This is a genomic window from Croceicoccus estronivorus (genome assembly GCF_001625325.1).
Lineage (GTDB): Bacteria > Pseudomonadota > Alphaproteobacteria > Sphingomonadales > Sphingomonadaceae > Caenibius > Caenibius estronivorus.
On the sequence record NZ_JRQQ01000003.1, the window covers coordinates 37,510 to 53,591 of the forward strand.

15 protein-coding genes are annotated in these 16,082 nt (G+C 63.1%); 6 read left to right on the top strand and 9 right to left on the bottom strand.

From position 1 onward, the window contains the following. The first annotated feature begins 3 nt into the window (after positions 1-3). Together MB02_RS06570 and MB02_RS06575 are read left to right on the top strand one after the other, a co-directional pair. Positions 4-582, top strand: a complete 579-nt coding sequence (locus MB02_RS06570) for a cob(I)yrinic acid a,c-diamide adenosyltransferase (protein WP_067534383.1) — start codon at positions 4-6, stop codon at positions 580-582. Positions 583-709: 127 nt separating this feature from the next. Beyond that, positions 710-1,579: a 3-hydroxybutyryl-CoA dehydrogenase gene (locus MB02_RS06575; RefSeq protein WP_067534388.1), complete on the top strand. Its 870-nt coding sequence runs from the start codon at positions 710-712 to the stop codon at positions 1,577-1,579. Here MB02_RS06575 and MB02_RS06580 read toward each other — a convergent pair. Genes MB02_RS06580 through mutS form a run of 3 tightly spaced genes read right to left on the bottom strand, consistent with a single transcriptional unit; the run spans position 1,576 to position 5,007 of the window. Next, on the bottom strand, positions 1,576-1,935 hold the full coding sequence (locus MB02_RS06580; protein WP_067534390.1) for a hypothetical protein: 360 nt from the start codon (positions 1,933-1,935) through the stop codon (positions 1,576-1,578). The genes MB02_RS06575 and MB02_RS06580 overlap by 4 nt on opposite strands. Positions 1,936-1,991: 56 nt before the next feature. Further along, positions 1,992-2,384, bottom strand: a complete 393-nt coding sequence (locus MB02_RS06585; RefSeq protein WP_067534397.1) for a YidH family protein — start codon at positions 2,382-2,384, stop codon at positions 1,992-1,994. Between the two features lie 19 nt (positions 2,385-2,403). Further along, positions 2,404-5,007: a DNA mismatch repair protein MutS gene (gene mutS, locus MB02_RS06590; protein ID WP_170304650.1), complete on the bottom strand. Its 2,604-nt coding sequence runs from the start codon at positions 5,005-5,007 to the stop codon at positions 2,404-2,406. Positions 5,008-5,118: 111 nt separating this feature from the next. On the opposite strand from mutS, the gene MB02_RS06595 reads away from it, so the two are divergent. Then, entirely contained in the window at positions 5,119-7,383 is a 2,265-nt protein-coding gene (locus tag MB02_RS06595; protein WP_067534974.1) for an NADP-dependent malic enzyme, read from the top strand. A gap of 61 nt (positions 7,384-7,444) precedes the next feature. On the opposite strand, the gene MB02_RS18055 is transcribed toward MB02_RS06595, so the two are convergent. The 6 genes from MB02_RS18055 to lptB all read right to left on the bottom strand — a co-directional run bounded on the left by MB02_RS18055 (position 7,445) and on the right by lptB (position 12,670). Beyond that, a complete protein-coding gene (locus tag MB02_RS18055; protein WP_156495439.1) occupies positions 7,445-7,573 on the bottom strand; it encodes an entericidin A/B family lipoprotein in 129 nt (42 codons plus the stop codon). A gap of 62 nt (positions 7,574-7,635) precedes the next feature. Continuing rightward, complete coding sequence (locus tag MB02_RS06600) at positions 7,636-8,403, bottom strand: sulfite exporter TauE/SafE family protein (protein WP_067534400.1); 768 nt, start codon at positions 8,401-8,403, stop codon at positions 7,636-7,638. A 68-nt stretch (positions 8,404-8,471) separates the two neighbouring features. Further along, positions 8,472-9,170: a tRNA (guanine(46)-N(7))-methyltransferase TrmB gene (trmB, locus tag MB02_RS06605; RefSeq protein WP_067534403.1), complete on the bottom strand. Its 699-nt coding sequence runs from the start codon at positions 9,168-9,170 to the stop codon at positions 8,472-8,474. A gap of 175 nt (positions 9,171-9,345) precedes the next feature. Next, entirely contained in the window at positions 9,346-10,044 is a 699-nt protein-coding gene (gene ctrA / locus MB02_RS06610; protein WP_067534406.1) for a response regulator transcription factor CtrA, read from the bottom strand. A gap of 285 nt (positions 10,045-10,329) precedes the next feature. Then, the gene (gene rpoN / locus MB02_RS06615; RefSeq protein WP_067534409.1) at positions 10,330-11,814 is read right to left on the bottom strand and encodes an RNA polymerase factor sigma-54; all 1,485 of its coding nucleotides are present in this window, start codon (positions 11,812-11,814) and stop codon (positions 10,330-10,332) included. A gap of 88 nt (positions 11,815-11,902) precedes the next feature. Further along, positions 11,903-12,670 carry an LPS export ABC transporter ATP-binding protein gene (gene lptB / locus MB02_RS06620; protein WP_067534977.1) on the bottom strand — a complete coding sequence of 256 codons (768 nt, stop codon included), beginning with the start codon at positions 12,668-12,670 and terminating at the stop codon, positions 11,903-11,905. Between the two features lie 226 nt (positions 12,671-12,896). On the opposite strand from lptB, the gene MB02_RS06625 reads away from it, so the two are divergent. Genes MB02_RS06625 through MB02_RS06635 form a run of 3 tightly spaced genes read left to right on the top strand, consistent with a single transcriptional unit; the run spans position 12,897 to position 16,081 of the window. Continuing rightward, a complete protein-coding gene (locus MB02_RS06625) occupies positions 12,897-13,289 on the top strand; it encodes a hypothetical protein (RefSeq protein ID WP_235829445.1) in 393 nt (130 codons plus the stop codon). 43 nt (positions 13,290-13,332) lie between these two features. Continuing rightward, positions 13,333-14,679, top strand: a complete 1,347-nt coding sequence (locus MB02_RS06630; protein WP_067534412.1) for a TldD/PmbA family protein — start codon at positions 13,333-13,335, stop codon at positions 14,677-14,679. Positions 14,680-14,683: 4 nt separating this feature from the next. Further along, a complete protein-coding gene (locus MB02_RS06635) occupies positions 14,684-16,081 on the top strand; it encodes a mechanosensitive ion channel family protein (protein WP_235829446.1) in 1,398 nt (465 codons plus the stop codon). Position 16,082: the final 1 nt, after the last annotated feature.

Here is a 16,082-nt window from a genome sequence, read left to right on the forward strand (position 1 = left end):
CCAGTGGTAAAACTCAACAAGATCTACACCCGTACGGGTGACGGCGGTACGACCGGGCTGGTCGATGGTTCGCGTTGCGCAAAGCATGCCGCACGGATGGAAGCCATCGGCACGGTGGACGAAGCGAACAGTGCGATTGGTCTGGCCGTTTCCGCGCTTGGCGACGATGACCATGCCGGGGCGCTGACCCGCATTCAGAACGACTTGTTCGATCTCGGCGCCGATCTCGCCACACCGGCCAGCGGGCCGGACGATTTCGCCCCTTCGGAAATGGTCCTGCGGATCGTGCAGGCACAGGTCGACTGGCTGGAACAGGCCATCGACGGTGTGAACGACGGGCTGGCCCCGTTGACCAGCTTCATCCTGCCCGGTGGCAGCGAAGCCGCCGCGCGCATCCATCTGGCCCGGGCCGTGGCCCGCCGGGCAGAGCGGTGCATGACGGCACTGGCGGCGGAGGAAGCGGTCAATCCGGCAGCTCTGGCCTATATCAACCGCCTGTCGGACTACCTTTTCGTGCTGTCCCGCGCAGTCAATGCGGCGGCGGGTGGCGATGTCCTGTGGGTTCCGGGGCAGAACCGCTAGGCAGGCGGCCCGGCTGCCTGCGACTGGCGATTCCGGCAGATATCCCGATAGACGCGACGATCCTCTAGCCAACCCCTGTTCGCGGCGCTAGGCAGCGCGCGTTGCTGCAATTGCGAAGGAGTCGGCCATGCAGAAAATCGCGGTAATCGGTGCGGGACTGATGGGTACCGGGATTGCCCAGACTGTCGCTCAGGCGGGTCTGGATGTCGTCCTGTGCGATGTCGACATCGCCATTGCAAACAAGGCCAAGGCCCGGATCGAGAAGCAGTTGGGCCGGCTGGTCGAAAAGGAAAAGATCGCCGCCGCCGATGCGCAGGCTGCGCTGGGCCGGATCGTGACGATTGCCGATTACGCTCCGATGGCGGACGCCGACCTCGTGATCGAAGCCGCGACCGAACGGGAAGAGATCAAGCGCAAGATTTTCGCAGCTGTCGGCGACGTGCTGTCCGCCGATGCGATTTTGGCCAGCAACACCAGTTCCATTCCGATCACCCGGATGGCGGCGGGGAGCCCGGATCCCACGCGTTTCATCGGGGTCCACTTCTTCAACCCGGTGCCGGTGATGAAGCTGGTGGAAGTGATCCCCGGCCTCGCGACCAGTGCCGCGACGATTGAAAAAGTTAAGGCGTTTGCCGCCCAGATCGGCAAGACCGTGGTCGAAGCGGGCGATGAACCGGGTTTTGTCGTCAACCGCATCCTCGTCCCGATGTTGAATGAGGCAGCCTTCGTTCTTGGCGACGGCACCGGCAATGTGGTGGATATCGACCGGGGCTGCCGTCTCGGGCTCAATCACCCGATGGGGCCGCTCGAATTGGCGGACTTCATCGGGCTCGATACCTGTCTGGAAATCGTCAACGTCCTGTTCGAGAGCACAGGCGATCCGAAGTACCGCCCCGCACCGATCCTTCGCAAATACGTCGAAGCAGGCTGGCTTGGCCGCAAGAGCGGACGCGGCTTCTACGACTATTCCGGCCCGGAGCCGGTTCCGACCCGTTAATAGTTGTCGTAATCGGCATCCGGCGGCCGCGGTTCGAAACCCGGCGGATTCCCGTCGTTCCCGTCACCCATCATCGGGGCTTCGTCTCGAGGCGAGGGATCGAAGCCGGAGGCATCGTCCAGCAATTCCTCGTCCGGCATGAATTCGCTGGTTTCCGGTTCCGGATAGACTTCCGGGCCGTTGTTGACGGAATCGATCTTGCGCTGAAAATCCTGCTTCTGGCCGTGAACCTGCTGCGTCGCCTGAGTCAGCGCGCCGCCGTCTTCCTCGGTTCCCACGAACAGGACCGCGGAAATGGCGGTCACGGCCACGAATGCCAGCGCGATCCGCCAGTCGGTGAACAGTTTCCGGTACATGGCCGCCTGCTATAGCCGGCGGGGGTTAACGGTCCGTGGCCTGACCGGCGTGTTTTTCAGCCAGCCAGAACCCGGTCGTTCAGGATCCAGAATCCCGCCACCAGCAGCAAGGCGCCGGTGATGATCGACAGGCTGACCCAGCGGATATTGGGCAGGTCCGGCGGCGCCACGCGATGCGCCTTCAGCCGGTTGAAACTGCGGCATGCGCGCTGTTCGGCAGTGTAGGCGATTGCCGCGCCCAACAGCACGAACAAGGTGGCGATCGCCCGCGCGAGCCACGGCGGATCGAAATCGCCGAACACCGCGCGAAAGGCCAGGCCGATGCCGATTGCGGCAAAGGCCGTTCGCAGCCAACCGGCAAAAGTTCGTTCAGTGGCCTGTACCGTGCGGTCTTCGGCAAGGTCGGTGCGTGCTTCCGCCAGGGGATCGTCATTGTCCGTATCGGCCATAGGCGTGCCTCCTGCCCGGTTAAACGTCCGTCCCGGCCTCGCGTTTCAAATCATACAGCAGATCCAGCGCTTCGCGTGGGGACAGCGCGTCGATATCTAGGTCCCGCAATCGCTGGTGCAAGGCGTCGTTCTGTTCGGCTTCGGCCTCCGCCGCGGCGGCGAACAGTGGCAATTCGCCAAGGCCAGCGGCCAGTCCGCCGGTTTCGGCACGGCCTTTTTCCAGCCGGTCGAGCACGGTCTTGGCGCGCGCGATAACGGGCGGCGGGACGCCGGCCAGCCGCGCGACTGCCAGGCCGTAGCTGCGGTCGGCGGGGCCTTCCGCCAGTTCGTGCAGGAGCACGAGATTGCCTTTCCATTCCCGCGCGCGAACATGGTGGAGCGAAAGCGCGTCGCAGCTCTCGGCCAGTCGGGCCAGTTCGTGATAGTGCGTGGCGAAGAGGCAGCGGCAGCGGATGGTTTCGTGCACCGCCTCCACCACGGCCCAGGCCAGCGCCAGCCCGTCGTAAGTCGAGGTGCCGCGCCCCACTTCGTCGAGGATGACGAAGCTCCGCTCTGTCGCCTGCGACAGAATTGCCGCCGTTTCGACCATTTCGACCATGAACGTGGAGCGTCCGCGGGCAAGGTTGTCGGCCGCGCCGACGCGGCTGAACAATCGGTCGACCAGCCCGATGGAGGCGCGCGTGGCGGGTACGTAGCTCCCCGCTTGGGCGAGCAGCACGATCAGGGCGTTCTGCCGCAGGAACGTCGATTTGCCGCCCATGTTCGGCCCGCCGATCAGCCACAGCCGGTCGGACGGAGCAAGCAGGCAGTCATTGGCAACGAAGCGATCGCCGGTGACTGCCAGCGCATCTTCCACAACCGGATGCCGCCCGCCTTCGATTTGCAGGCTGCGGTCCTCGACAATGTCGGGACGGGCCCATCCGCCTTCCGCCGCGCGTTCCGCCAATCCGGCGGCCACGTCGATCCGGGCAAGGGCGTCGGCAGTGGCGGCGATGCCGTGCCGTTCGGCTACCGCTTGGGCGATCAGTTCCTCGAAATGGGCTTCTTCCGCGGCCAGTGCATGGCCGCCTGCCTCGGCGATGCGGCTTGCCTCCTCATGCAGGACCAGCGAGTTGAAACGCACGGCGCCAGCCATGGTCTGGCGATGAGTGAACCCGCTGTCGGGGGCCATCAGCGCATCGGCATGTCTGGCGGGCACTTCGATGAAATACCCCAGCACGCCGTTATGCTTGATTTTTAGCGCGGCGATCCCGGTCTCTTCGCGATATTTCGCTTCCAACGCGGCGATGGCGCGCCGGGCATTGCCCGAGGTCCGCCGCAATTCGTCCAGCGATGCGTCGTACCCTTCGGCGATGAAGCCGCCCTGGCTACGTTCCGTGGGCGGGGATGCAACCAGCGCACGGGTATAGAGATCGACCAGCGCACCATGGCCGCCCAATGCGGGCATCAGTCCTTCGAGCAATCGCGGCAGATCGGGTTTGCCCTGCAAGTGATCGCGAATGCGCCGTGCTTCGGACAGGCCGTCCCGGATCTGGCCGAGATCGCGCGGGCTGCCGCGTCCGGCAACGACGCGGCCCAGCGCGCGGCCGATGTCGGGCAGGGCACGCAACACGGATCGCAAGTCGGCCCGTAGCAACGGGTCCTCGTGCAGCCAGCCGACGAACGCCAGCCGGGCGTGGATCGCGTCGGCATCGGTCAGCGGGGCGGACAGGTCGTCCGCCAGCAATCGCGCGCCAGCGCCGGTCACGCAGCGGTCGACTGCGGCAATCAGGCTGCCCTTGCGGCCGCCCTGCTGGGATTCGAGAATCTCCAGACTGCCGCGTGTCGCCTCGTCCATCGCCAGCCGGGCATCGCCGGCCCGTTCGACCGGGGGCAGCAGCAGGGGCAGCTTGCCGCAGCCGACATGGTCGAGATAGGCGACAAGCCCGCCTGCCGCGGCCAGCATCGGGCGCGAAAAATGGCCGAACCCGTCCAACGTCGCAACGCCATGGATGGTCTTGAGGCGCGTTTCCCCTTCCTCGCTGGCGAAATCGGTGCGCGGGCGGGCGATGAGGTTGTCGGGCGCCTCGTTCCAGTCCTCGGGCCCGACCAGCTCGCTCGCCCCCAGCCGGGCGAGCGCTGCGCCCATGCGTTCAGGCGCGCATTCTTCCAGCTCCATCCGCCCGGTTGAAATGTCGCATGCGGCAATCCCGACAGTGCCGCGCACTTCGCATACTGCGGCCAGAACATTCGCGCGGCGCGGTTCCAGCAGGGCTTCCTCGGTCAGCGTCCCCGCGGTGACGAAGCGGACGATGTCGCGCGCGACGAGGGCTTTCGATCCGCCACGCTTCTTCGCTTCCTCAGGCGTTTCGACCTGTTCCGCGATGGCCACGCGGCAACCGGCCTTTATCAGCCGCGCGAGATAGTTTTCGGCGGAATGGACCGGCACGCCGCACATCGGGATCGGCTTGCCATCGTGTTCGCCCCGGCTGGTCAGCGCGATGTCGAGGATCTGGGCCGCGGCACGGGCATCGTCGAAGAACAATTCGAAGAAATCGCCCATGCGATAGAACAGCAGGCAATCGTCGGCACGTTCCTTCAGAACGTGATATTGCGCCATCATCGGTGATGCTTTGCCAGCCATTTTCTCCCGGTAGCTGTCCCTCACATGATTCGGGAAGCGTCGCTACGCAGCTTTCCCCTATCCCTTTTGCCGTTCTGCGGTTATCGGCTGAACAACGAAAGGAGACTGCCCTTGTCCGGCGACGGCAACAAAGTGAGTTTTTCGGAGCGCGAGGCGCTTTTCTACCACGAGACGATCCGGCCCGGTAAGATCGAGATCGTCGCATCCAAGCCGATGGCGACACAGCGCGATCTGAGCCTGGCTTATTCTCCGGGTGTTGCGGCCCCCGTTGAAGCCATCGCGAAAGACCCGGCAAAGGCGGCCATCTATACGGCCCGCTCCAATCTCGTCGCTGTCATTTCCAATGGCACGGCCATTCTCGGCATGGGCAACCTGGGGGCATTGGCGTCCAAGCCGGTGATGGAAGGCAAGGCCGTTCTGTTCAAGCGCTTTGCCGATGTCGACTCGATGGATATTGAGCTGGCGACCGAAGATCCCGAAGCGTTCATCAATGCCGTCGCCTTGATGGAGCCGACATTCGGAGGGATCAATCTGGAGGATATCAAGGCTCCGGAATGCTTCATCATCGAGCAGGCCCTGCGCGAACGGATGAAAATCCCGGTCATGCACGATGACCAGCACGGCACGGCGATCATTGCCGCAGCCGGTCTCATCAATGCCTGCCACCTGACCGGGCGCAAGATGGACGAAGTCAAGGTCGTGGTGAATGGGGCGGGTGCCTCGGCCATTGCCTGTACGTCGCTCATCAAGTCGCTCGGCGTGCGTCACGACAATGTCGTCATGTGCGACAGCAAGGGCGTGATCTACATCGGTCGCGACAATGTCGATCAGTTCAAGTCGGCCCATGCGGCGCATACCGATGCACGCACGCTTGAAGAGGCGATCGAAGGGGCCGATGTGTTCCTCGGCCTGTCGGTCAAGGGTGCGCTGACGCAACCGATGGTCAAGAAGATGGCGCCCAAGCCGATCATTTTCGCCATGGCCAATCCCGATCCGGAAATCACACCGCCGGAAGCCAGGGCAGTGCGGCCTGATGCGATCATCGCTACCGGTCGGTCGGACTATCCGAACCAGGTCAACAATGTGCTGGGCTTCCCGTTCATCTTCCGTGGCGCGCTGGACGTTCAGGCGACCGCGATCAATGAAGAGATGAAGATTGCCGCTGCCGAAGCGATTGCTGCACTGGCCCGCGAACGCGTGCCGGAAGAAGTGGCTGCCGCCTATGGCAAGAACCAGCAGTTCGGTACGGAATATATCATTCCGGCACCGTTCGATCCGCGCCTGATAGAGCGGGTGTCGTCTGCAGTCGCCAAGGCGGCGATGGATTCCGGCGTGGCGCAGAGCCCGATCAAGGATTTCGATGCCTATCGCCATGCGCTGAAAGTGCGGTTGAACCCGACCACGAGTGTTCTGTCGCAGGTATTCGAGGAACTGAAGCGCAACCCCAAGCGGGTCGTTTTTGCGGAGGCGGAAGACGAAGTCGTCCTGCGCGCCGCGATCCAGTTCCGCGATTTCGGCTATGGCACGCCCGTTCTCGTCGGGCGGACGCAGGCCGTGTTGGACAAGCTGGTGGAATTGGGGATCGAGGATCCCGAAAGCTACGAGATCCAGAATTCGGCGACGTCGATCTACGTCCCGGAAATGGTCGACTATCTCTACAAGCGGCTTCAGCGGCGCGGTTACATGGAACGCGACGTGCGCCGGATGGTCAACCAGGAACGGAACATTTTCGCCTCGCTGCTGGTTGCTCTCGGCCATGGCGACGCAATGATCTCCGGCGTGACCCGGCCCTTTGCCCAGACCATGCGCGAAGTGCAGATGGTGATCGATCCGAAACAGGGGCAGGTGCCGTTCGGCATCCACCTGATGATCGGCAAGGATTATACCGTGTTCCTGGCGGACACGACCATCAACGAACGGCCGAGTGCGGCGGAACTGGCGCATATCGCGAAGGAAACCGCAGCGGTGGCCCGCCGTCTGGGCCATGAGCCGCGCGTGGCGTTTCTGAGCTTTTCGACGTTCGGCAATCCGTCGGGCAAGTGGCTCGAACCGATTCGCGAAGCGGTCGCTATCCTCGACGCGGAAAAGCCCGGTTTCGAATATGAAGGCGAAGTGGCGCCCGATGCCGCACTAAACCCCAAGGTCATGGCCAACTATCCGTTCAGCCGTCTGTCGCAGCCGGCGAACGTGCTGATTATGCCCGGCCTGCAATCGGCCAACGTTTCGGCCAAATTGCTACGTGAACTGGGCGGCAACGCCACGATCGGGCCGATGCTGATCGGAATGGAAAAGCCGGTGCAGATCGCGCCGATGACATCCATCGCGCCCGACCTGTTGCAGCTTGCCGTGCTCGCCGCCGCCGGGGTGGTAGGCTAGTCGGAAATCAGCTGGCCGGGTGGGGGCATCCATGGGATGCGCCTGCCCGGCCGGCTCCGCGTCAGGTCGCGTCGTCAACGTCGCGGGATACGGACTGGAGATCTTCTCCTGCGCCTTCCACCGTGTTGCAGGCGGTCACCGTCAGCGAAAACAGGCCCAGTGCAAGGGCCGCGATAAGGTTGCGTGCCATTGGTTATCCTTTCCGTTTCTCAGGAAAAACAACCCATGGTCCCGCTACATGTTCCGCATTAGTCAGCCGGTCACTGCCGCATAGACGCCATATGTACTGGTAATCGTCAGCACGATTCCGACCAGGATCAGCATTAATTTCGCGGGAAAATGCTTGGCGGCGAATGCACCGAACGGCGCGGCGGCGACCCCGCCGATGAGGAAGCCGAGCGTCGCACCCGCAAGGTCCGCGATACCGAGGTGCCAGATGAATGTCGCCGACACGGCGATGGTCAGGAAAAATTCGACCGAGTTGACAGTGCCCACGACCTTGCGCGGTTCGGCGCCCTGAACCAGCAGGTTGGAACTGACGACCGGGCCCCAGCCGCCACCGCCTGCCGCGTCGAGGAAGCCGCCCACCAGCCCCAGCGGCGCGACATATTTCGCATCCCGTGGCTTGGGCGGATGGCCGAGCCCGCGCCACAGCAGGTACAGCCCGATGCCTGAAAGATAGGCCAGCACGACCGGCTTGATAATGCTCGCGTCGAGGGAACTCAGCAGATAGGCTCCGGCAATCCCCCCGGCGAGGCCGGGCAGGAGCAGGCGGAAAAACAGCCTGCGGTCGATGTTCCCGTGCAACAGGTGGCTGATGCCCGAAGTCGCGGTGGTGAAGCATTCGACGACATGGACCCGCTGGGAAGCGAGCGCCGGGGGGACGCCCAGGACACCCACCATCAATGCGTTGGAAATGACCCCGAAGGCCATGCCCAGTGCGCCATCCACCAATTGCGCGGCAAAGCCTACCGCGATGAACGGCAGCAGGGCGGCAATGTCAAATGTCCCGAAATGCATGACTGCCCGTTGCCGTGTGAAGGGGCGGCAAGGAAGGCAGTTTTTGGAAAGGGGCGCGAAGAGGAACTTTAGCGGCGGCGGAAGCGAAAATACCAGACTTCATGGCCGAGTTGCCGCGCCTTGGCTTCATACCGGGTTTCTGGCCAGCCTCCCGGGCGGTTTTGCCAGCTTGCCGGGCCTTCGACGAGCCATTCGAACTGGTCCGTGTGACGGCGCATTACCATCAGCGCGTGGCGCAGATAGACCGGGTGGTCCGTTCCGAAGCGAAATTCCCCGCCCGGTTTCAGTTTGGCGGCGATCATGTTGATCGGCCCGTCGTTCATCATCCGGCGCTTGGCATGGCGCGCCTTGGGCCAGGGATCGGGGTGAAGCAGATAGACGAACGACAGCGCCCCGTCGGGTATGCGCGTCAGCACTTCCAGCGCATCGCCCATGTGCAGGCGGACATTGGTCAGCGCCATGTCGCGCACGTGGGCAAGGGCCCCGACTACGCCATTCACGAAAGGTTCGCAGCCGATGAAAGCATGATCGGGCAGCATATCGGCCCGGTAGGCAAGGTGTTCGCCGGCGCCGAAACCGATTTCGAAATGAAGCGGCGCATCCTGCCCGAATAGCGCCCGTGCGGTGACGGCGCCTTCTTCGGGTACGCTGATCTGCGGCAGCAATCTGTCGACCAGGTCTTGCTGGCCCTTGCGCAGTTTACGCCCCTGGGAGCGCCCGTAGAGACGGTTGAGCGTAGTGGGGTCGCCGGGTTTGTATGCGGTCATGGCCGGGGCGCTTAGAAGTGTTTTGCTTTCGCCTCAAGCATGGGGTTCCATACCCCGGTCGCGCCCTTGGTCCGCGCGCGGCGTGTAGTCAGCAGTGCGTCTGTGTCCCACCCGCCAGACGGCATGGACGGCTGCGGCCCGGTTGGCCGCACGGACGCCTTTAAAACTCAGGAGATCAGGCGGCTTCTGCCGCTTTGTCTTCCGGATCGCGCAACACGTAGCCGCGGCCCCATACCGTTTCGATGTAGTTTTCGCCATCGCAAGCCAGCGACAGTTTCTTGCGCAGCTTGCAGATGAAGACGTCGATGATCTTCAGTTCCGGTTCGTCCATCCCGCCGTAAAGGTGGTTGAGGAACATTTCCTTGGTCAGCGTCGTCCCCTTGCGGAGCGAAAGCAGCTCCAGCATGGCGTATTCCTTGCCGGTCAGGTGAACGCGCGCACCATCGACCTCGACCGTCTTGGCATCGAGATTGACTGCCAGCTTGCCGGTGCGGATGACCGATTGCGAATGCCCTTTGGACCGGCGCACCACGGCGTGGATACGGGCGATCAGCTCATCACGGTGGAACGGCTTGGTCACGTAATCGTCGGCGCCGAAGCCGAAGCTGCGGACCTTCGAATCCATTTCCGCGATCCCGGACAGGATCAGGACCGGAGTCTGGACCTTGGCCACGCGAAGCTTCTTGAGCACGTCATAGCCATGCATGTCCGGCAGGTTCAGGTCGAGCAGGATGATGTCGTAATCGTACAGCTTGCCAAGATCGAGACCCTCCTCGCCCAGGTCCGTCGAATAGACGTTGAACCCTTCGGTCGTGAGCATCAGCTCGATGGCCTTGGCCGTTGTCGGCTCGTCTTCAATCAACAGAACGCGCATGGGTGGTCCCCCCTCGTTGCCCCGTGTGCTGGTCGGTAACTTCCCCGTAAGGGATGTTGACCAATATTAACCACGGAACTTCTGAACAGAAAAGGTTAATTTGTCGTAAACCGGCCTCCAACCGTGAGTCGCGAGGTCTGGGAGGAGAGATTCGTGCCGCGCGCCTAGCGGGATTCTGCGTATTTCGTTCAACCGGCGCGATTAAGATTCGCGACTATCCTGGTTAGTGACGCAGCCCCGATTGCCCCACATGGCCCGGTGTCCAACGACCCTGCGTAAACCTTGTTAGCGGACGGCTTCCAGAGCCTTTTGCCGGCGGCGCTGCACGGAGCTGCCAATGCCGATGGCTTCGCGATATTTGGCCACTGTCCGGCGGGCGAGATCGAAGCCTTTCTGGCGGAGCAGTTCGACCAGTGCATCGTCGGAAAGGATCGCCTTGGGATCTTCCGCTTCGGTCAGGGCCTTGATCTGTGCCTTCACGGCTTCGGCGGAAATGGCCTCGCCCCCATCGGCGGACGCGATTCCGCTGGTGAAGAAATACTTCAGTTCGAACGTTCCTCGTTCGCAATGCAGGTACTTGTTCGCGGTCACCCGGCTGACGGTCGATTCATGCATGTCGATCGCTTCGGCCACTGCCTTGAGAGTCAGCGGCCGAAGTTCGGACACTCCGTGGCGGAAAAAGCCGTCCTGCTGTTTCACGATTTCGGCAGTGACTTTCAGGATCGTCTTCTGGCGCTGGTCCAGCGCCTTTATCAGCCAGTTGGCGTCGGTCAGCTTCTCGCTCAACCAACTGCGGGCTTCCTTGTCGTCACAGGCCTTGCGCAGTTCGAGATAATAGCTGCGATTGACCACCAGCCGGGGCAGAGTGGCCTGATTGAGGGCAATGTCCCATCCGCCATCCGCCCTGGCGCGCAGCAGGATGTCCGGCACGATCGCCCGGTTGCCGCCGCTATTGCCGAACCGCAATCCGGGCTTCGGGTCATAGCCGCGCAATTCCGCCATCATGTCGGCGAAATCTTCGTCATCGACACTGCAAATACGTTTGAGCTGTTTGATATTGCCCTTGGCCAGAAGATCGAGATTGTCGATCAATCGCGCCATGCAGGGATCGTAGCGGTCGGCCTCTTTCGCCTGAAGGGCGAGGCATTCGCTCAGGCCGCGCGCGCCGACACCTGTCGGATCGAGTGACTGGACCACGGCCAGCGCGGCTTCCGCGTCGGCAAGAGTGACGCCGAGGTCGTTTGCCACTTCGCGCAAGGGTACGGGCAGATAACCGGCCTCGTCGAGCAGGCCGGCGATGTGGGCCGCGACGAAGGCCAGACGTTCATCGGGTGCGGCCGCCCCGATCTGCGCCACGAGGTGTTCCACCAGGCTGGCTTCCTCGCCGCCATGCTCCTCGATCTGAGGTGCTTCGCCGCCGCCTTCGAAATTCCCTCCGGTGTCGGTGCCGAACAACGATCCGTCACCGGTATCGCGATCGCGGTCGATCGCCGCGGGATCGATATCGAGCGGCTGGTCGGCTTCTCCCTGACCTTCGCCGATCATCCGGTCGACTGCGCCCTCTTCCCGTGCGGGGCTTTCTTCCGTGTCCGGAGCGACTGTTTCCGCTTCGCCGCCGATGTCGAGCAGTGGGTTGGCTTCCAGAGCCTCGCCAATGAAGGTTTCGATTTCGAGATTGGACAGCGCGAGCAGCTTGATCGCCTGCTGCAACTGGGGCGTCATCACCAGTTGCTGCGTCTGCCGAATATCGAGGCGGGGCCCCAGGGCCATCAGCGACAGCCCCCCTGCCGGAGGAGTTCGGGCCGCTTACGGCCACCAGCCATGGCCCCTGGCGACAATGTCGCAAGAGGCCCGGCAGTCATAACGTGAAGTTCTCACCCAGATAGAGGCGGCGCACGTTCTCGTCGGCGACGAGCGCTTCCGGGCTGCCGGCGAACAGCACCTGCCCGCCATAGATGATGCAGGCGCGGTCGACGATGTCGAGCGTTTCGCGCACGTTATGGTCGGTAATCAGCACGCCGATGCCACGCTCTTTCAGATCGATGACGAGATGGCGAATGTCCTGAATCGAAAGCGGGTCGATCCCGGCGAAAGGTTCGTCCAGCAGCATGATCGACGGCTTGGCCGCCAGTGCCCGGGCGATTTCGCACCGCCGGCGTTCCCCGCCGGAAAGCGCCATGGCCGGGCTGTCGCGCAGATGCGCCAGACCGAATTCGCCCAGCAGCCGTTCCAGTTCCGCGCTGCGCACGGTATCGTCCGGCTCGACCATTTCGAGCACGCAATTGATATTCTGTTCGACAGTCATGCCGCGAAAGATGGATGTTTCCTGCGGCAGATAGCCAATGCCCAGAATCGCCCGACGATACATCGGCAATCGCGTGACATCGACGCCGTCCATCAGGATTCGCCCCGAATCGGGTCGCACCAGCCCCATGATCGAATAGAAGCAGGTCGTCTTGCCCGCACCATTCGGGCCGAGCAGGCCGAGCACTTCGCCCTTGCCGACAGAAAGCGAGATATCGGTCAGAACCGCCCGCTTGTCATAGCTCTTGGCAATGGAGATTACTTCCAGTCCGCCCTGCGGAGTCGCAGGAACGTCGTGGGCATGTTCGGCGGATTCGGCCATGCCGGGATCGTCCAGTACGTTCATGATCTCACGCTTTACCATGTGCGGCCCGGCAGAAAAGCCCCAGCTTCAGACAATTGGCAGGCTTTGTGCATGACTGTCATGTTCGCACCCTTATCCGGGCGCGGATCAAGATATCGTTAGCGGGCTTGATTGCCGGGCGAAGGCGGATATAGTCTGCAAGATAACGAAGGGCTGAAAGTCCCGTAAAACATGGAGAGGTTGGATGGCAGAAGCCGCGCCCAAAACGGGCTGGTCGAGATCCGGCATGATTTCCGGCAGGGAAGGGAAACCCTGTGATTGGCGCCGCTGGATGAGCGACAATGTCGCCTATGCGCTGTGGGTTTATACCAGTCTCCAGATTTTCATGACAGTTGCCGTGCTCAAGGGGCCGGGCGGTTCCATTCTTCCTTATCTCGGTCTTGCGCTGTTGGTCGGCGCGGTTCTTCCCGGCTTCAGCGCTCTGGAAAAAAGATGGGAACGGCTGAGCTGTGACGAAGCTGCCAATCCTGCCCTCGAACCCGCCTTTCGCCGTGACCGTCGGCTGATCTGGACGCTGGCTATCGGCCTGCCGTTCGTCCTTACATTGCTGCTCAAGGTCCTTGACGCCTTGATCTGATCGCGCGACGGCTTGACGCAAATTCCGTTGCGAAAGGCCCTCCATGTTTGATTTGTCCCGCGCTGAAGAGCGCTGCGCCACGCTGATTGCGCTCGCGCGGCGGTTCGGCGCCGATGCTGCCGATGCCGTTGCGATCGGCGATATGTCGGAAAGTGTGCATGTCCGGCTCGGCGCGCTCGAAGATGTCGAGCGGTCAGAAAGTGAATCGGCGGGCCTGCGCGTTTTCGTCGGACAGCGTTCTGCCTCGATCCATGCCACCGACCTTTCCGACGATGCGCTGGCCGAATTGGCCGAGCGTGCCGTTGCCATGGCCAAAGCCGCTCCGGAAGACAGGTTCGCCGGCCTGGCCCCCGAAGAGCTGCTCACGCGTGGGCCTTTCCCCGATCTCGACATGGAAGATCCGGCCGAACCGAGCCCGCAACAGTTGCGCGCCATGGCCGAGGAAGCGGAAGATGCCGCCCGTGCGGTCGACGGAGTGACCAACAGCGAAGGTGGCAGTGCCGGGTTCGGACGCTCGATCGTTGCACTGGCCACCAGCCATGGATTTTCCGGCGGTTATGGCGCGACGACTCACAGCCTCAGTGCCAGCGTGGTTGCGGGCACGGGCAGCGGGATGCAGCGCGACTATGCCTGGCGGCAGGCACGCCACGCCGGGGATCTGATCTCACCTGCCGATATCGGCCGTCTGGCTGGGGAGCGGGCGGTTGCTCGTCTCGGGCCGGGCCGCTTGCCGAGCAAGGTCATGCCGCTGGTGTTCGATCCGCGCGTGGGCAATGGCCTGATCGGCCATCTGATCGGCGCCATGGCAGGCCCGGCAATTGCCCGTCGCGCCAGTTTCCTGCTCGACCGGCTGGATACGGCGCTGTTCGATTCGTCCGTGCATATTCTGGAAGAGCCGCATCGTGTGCGCGGCCTGCGGTCACGCCCGTTCGATGGGGAAGGCTTGGCCACTGCCCCGCGCGCTCTGGTCGAAGGAGGCAAGGTGACCGGATGGCTGGCCGACAGCGCCTCTGCCCGGCAACTGGGAATTGCGCCTACCGGCCACGCGTCGCGCGGCGGGGGCGGTGCGCCGGGCGTATCGGCCAGCAACGTCCATCTGGCAGCCGGTTCGGTGACGCCCGAGGAATTGATGGCCGACATCGGCGAAGGCGTTCTGGTGACGGAATTGTTCGGCCATGGCGTCAATGCCGTGACTGGCGATTACAGCCGGGGCGCATCGGGCTACCGGATTGTCGACGGCGCGCTGGCCGGGCCGGTTGCGGAATTCACGATTGCCGGCAATCTGGTGGACATGTTCGCGGCGCTGGTGCCTGCGAACGATCTGGAAATGCATCGTGGCATCAATGTGCCGACGCTGCGAATCGACGGGATGACCGTAGCGGGAGATTGAGCTTTTGGCGTGGTTTGAGGCCCGGTCGCGGATTTTGCCCTTGCTGGCGGGATTGTGCCTGCTGGTCCCGCTGGCGCCTGCTGCGGCCATTCTCCCCAATCCCGCCGATACCGTCCCAGCGCAGGCCGGACAGCCCGCGCAAGAGATCGACACCAGCAGCGATGCCGGTGCCGACGCGCGGATCGCGGCGCGGATACGGGGGATATTTTCCGAACTCCCGGGCCTCGAAAATGTCGTGGTCGGCGCGCGGGCTGGCGTGGTCACGCTGTCGGGAACCGTTTCGGAGACCGGGGCGAGCGCCCGTGCGGAGGCGATCGCCGCGCGCGTCAGCGGGGTGGTGACGGTCCGGAACGAGATCGAACGCAAGGTATCCGTCAATGACGGGCTCGATGGCCTGACCAAGCTGAAGGCGAAAGTCGATGCAGTGGTGTCGATGCTGCCGTTGCTGGGCGCGGCGGCGGCTCTGGCATTGGCCGTTGCCGCGCTGGGTTATCTGATCGCGGCCCCCGCAGGGGTCTGGCAGCGGCTGGCGCGCAATTCCTTCCTGGCGGAACTGATCGCCAGTGCGATTCGCTTCGTGTTCATTGTCGGCGGGCTGGTGATTGCTCTCGATATGTTGGGGGCGAGCGCGCTCCTCGGCGCGGTTCTGGGCGGTGCCGGCGTGATTGGCATCGCTCTGGGCTTTGCGATGCGCGACACGATTGAAAACTATGTTGCTTCGCTGATGCTGTCCTTGCGTCAGCCATTTCGGCCCAACGACCATGTGGTGATCGACAGTCACGAAGGCCGTGTGATCCGTTTGACCAGCCGTGCGACCATTCTGATGACAATGGACGGCAACCATTTGCGGATCCCCAATTCCGCTGTCTTCAAGGCGGTGATTCTCAACTACACGCGCAATCCGCAGCGTCAGTTTACGTTCGAACTGGGCGTGGATGCGGATGATGATCCGACCGAGGCCACGCGGGTGGGGGTCGAGGTTCTGCGCGGGTTGCCCTACGTTCTGAAAGAGCCGGAACCAACGGGGCGGGTCGATCAGGTTGGGGATTCGAATATCGTGCTTCGCTTCCTGGCGTGGATCGACCAGCGGGAAACCGATTTCTACAAGGCGCGAAGCCGCGCGATTCCGGCCGTGAAGGATGCGTTGGAGGAAGCGGGATTCGCATTGCCGGAACCGATATACCGGTTGCGGTTCGATGCCGGTTTCCCTCTGCTGCCTCAGGGGCAGGGGGAACAGGCGAGCGAAAAACCACCTGTTGCGCCGCCCCGTCGCCGTCGGGCGGATGCGGGTACGGCATCGGATACCCGGCCGGAAAACGAAGTGGCGCGGATGGTCGATCAGGAAAGGTCGACCCCTGCCGGGGAAAAGGATCTGCTCGATCCTTCCCGCCCGGTGGAATGAC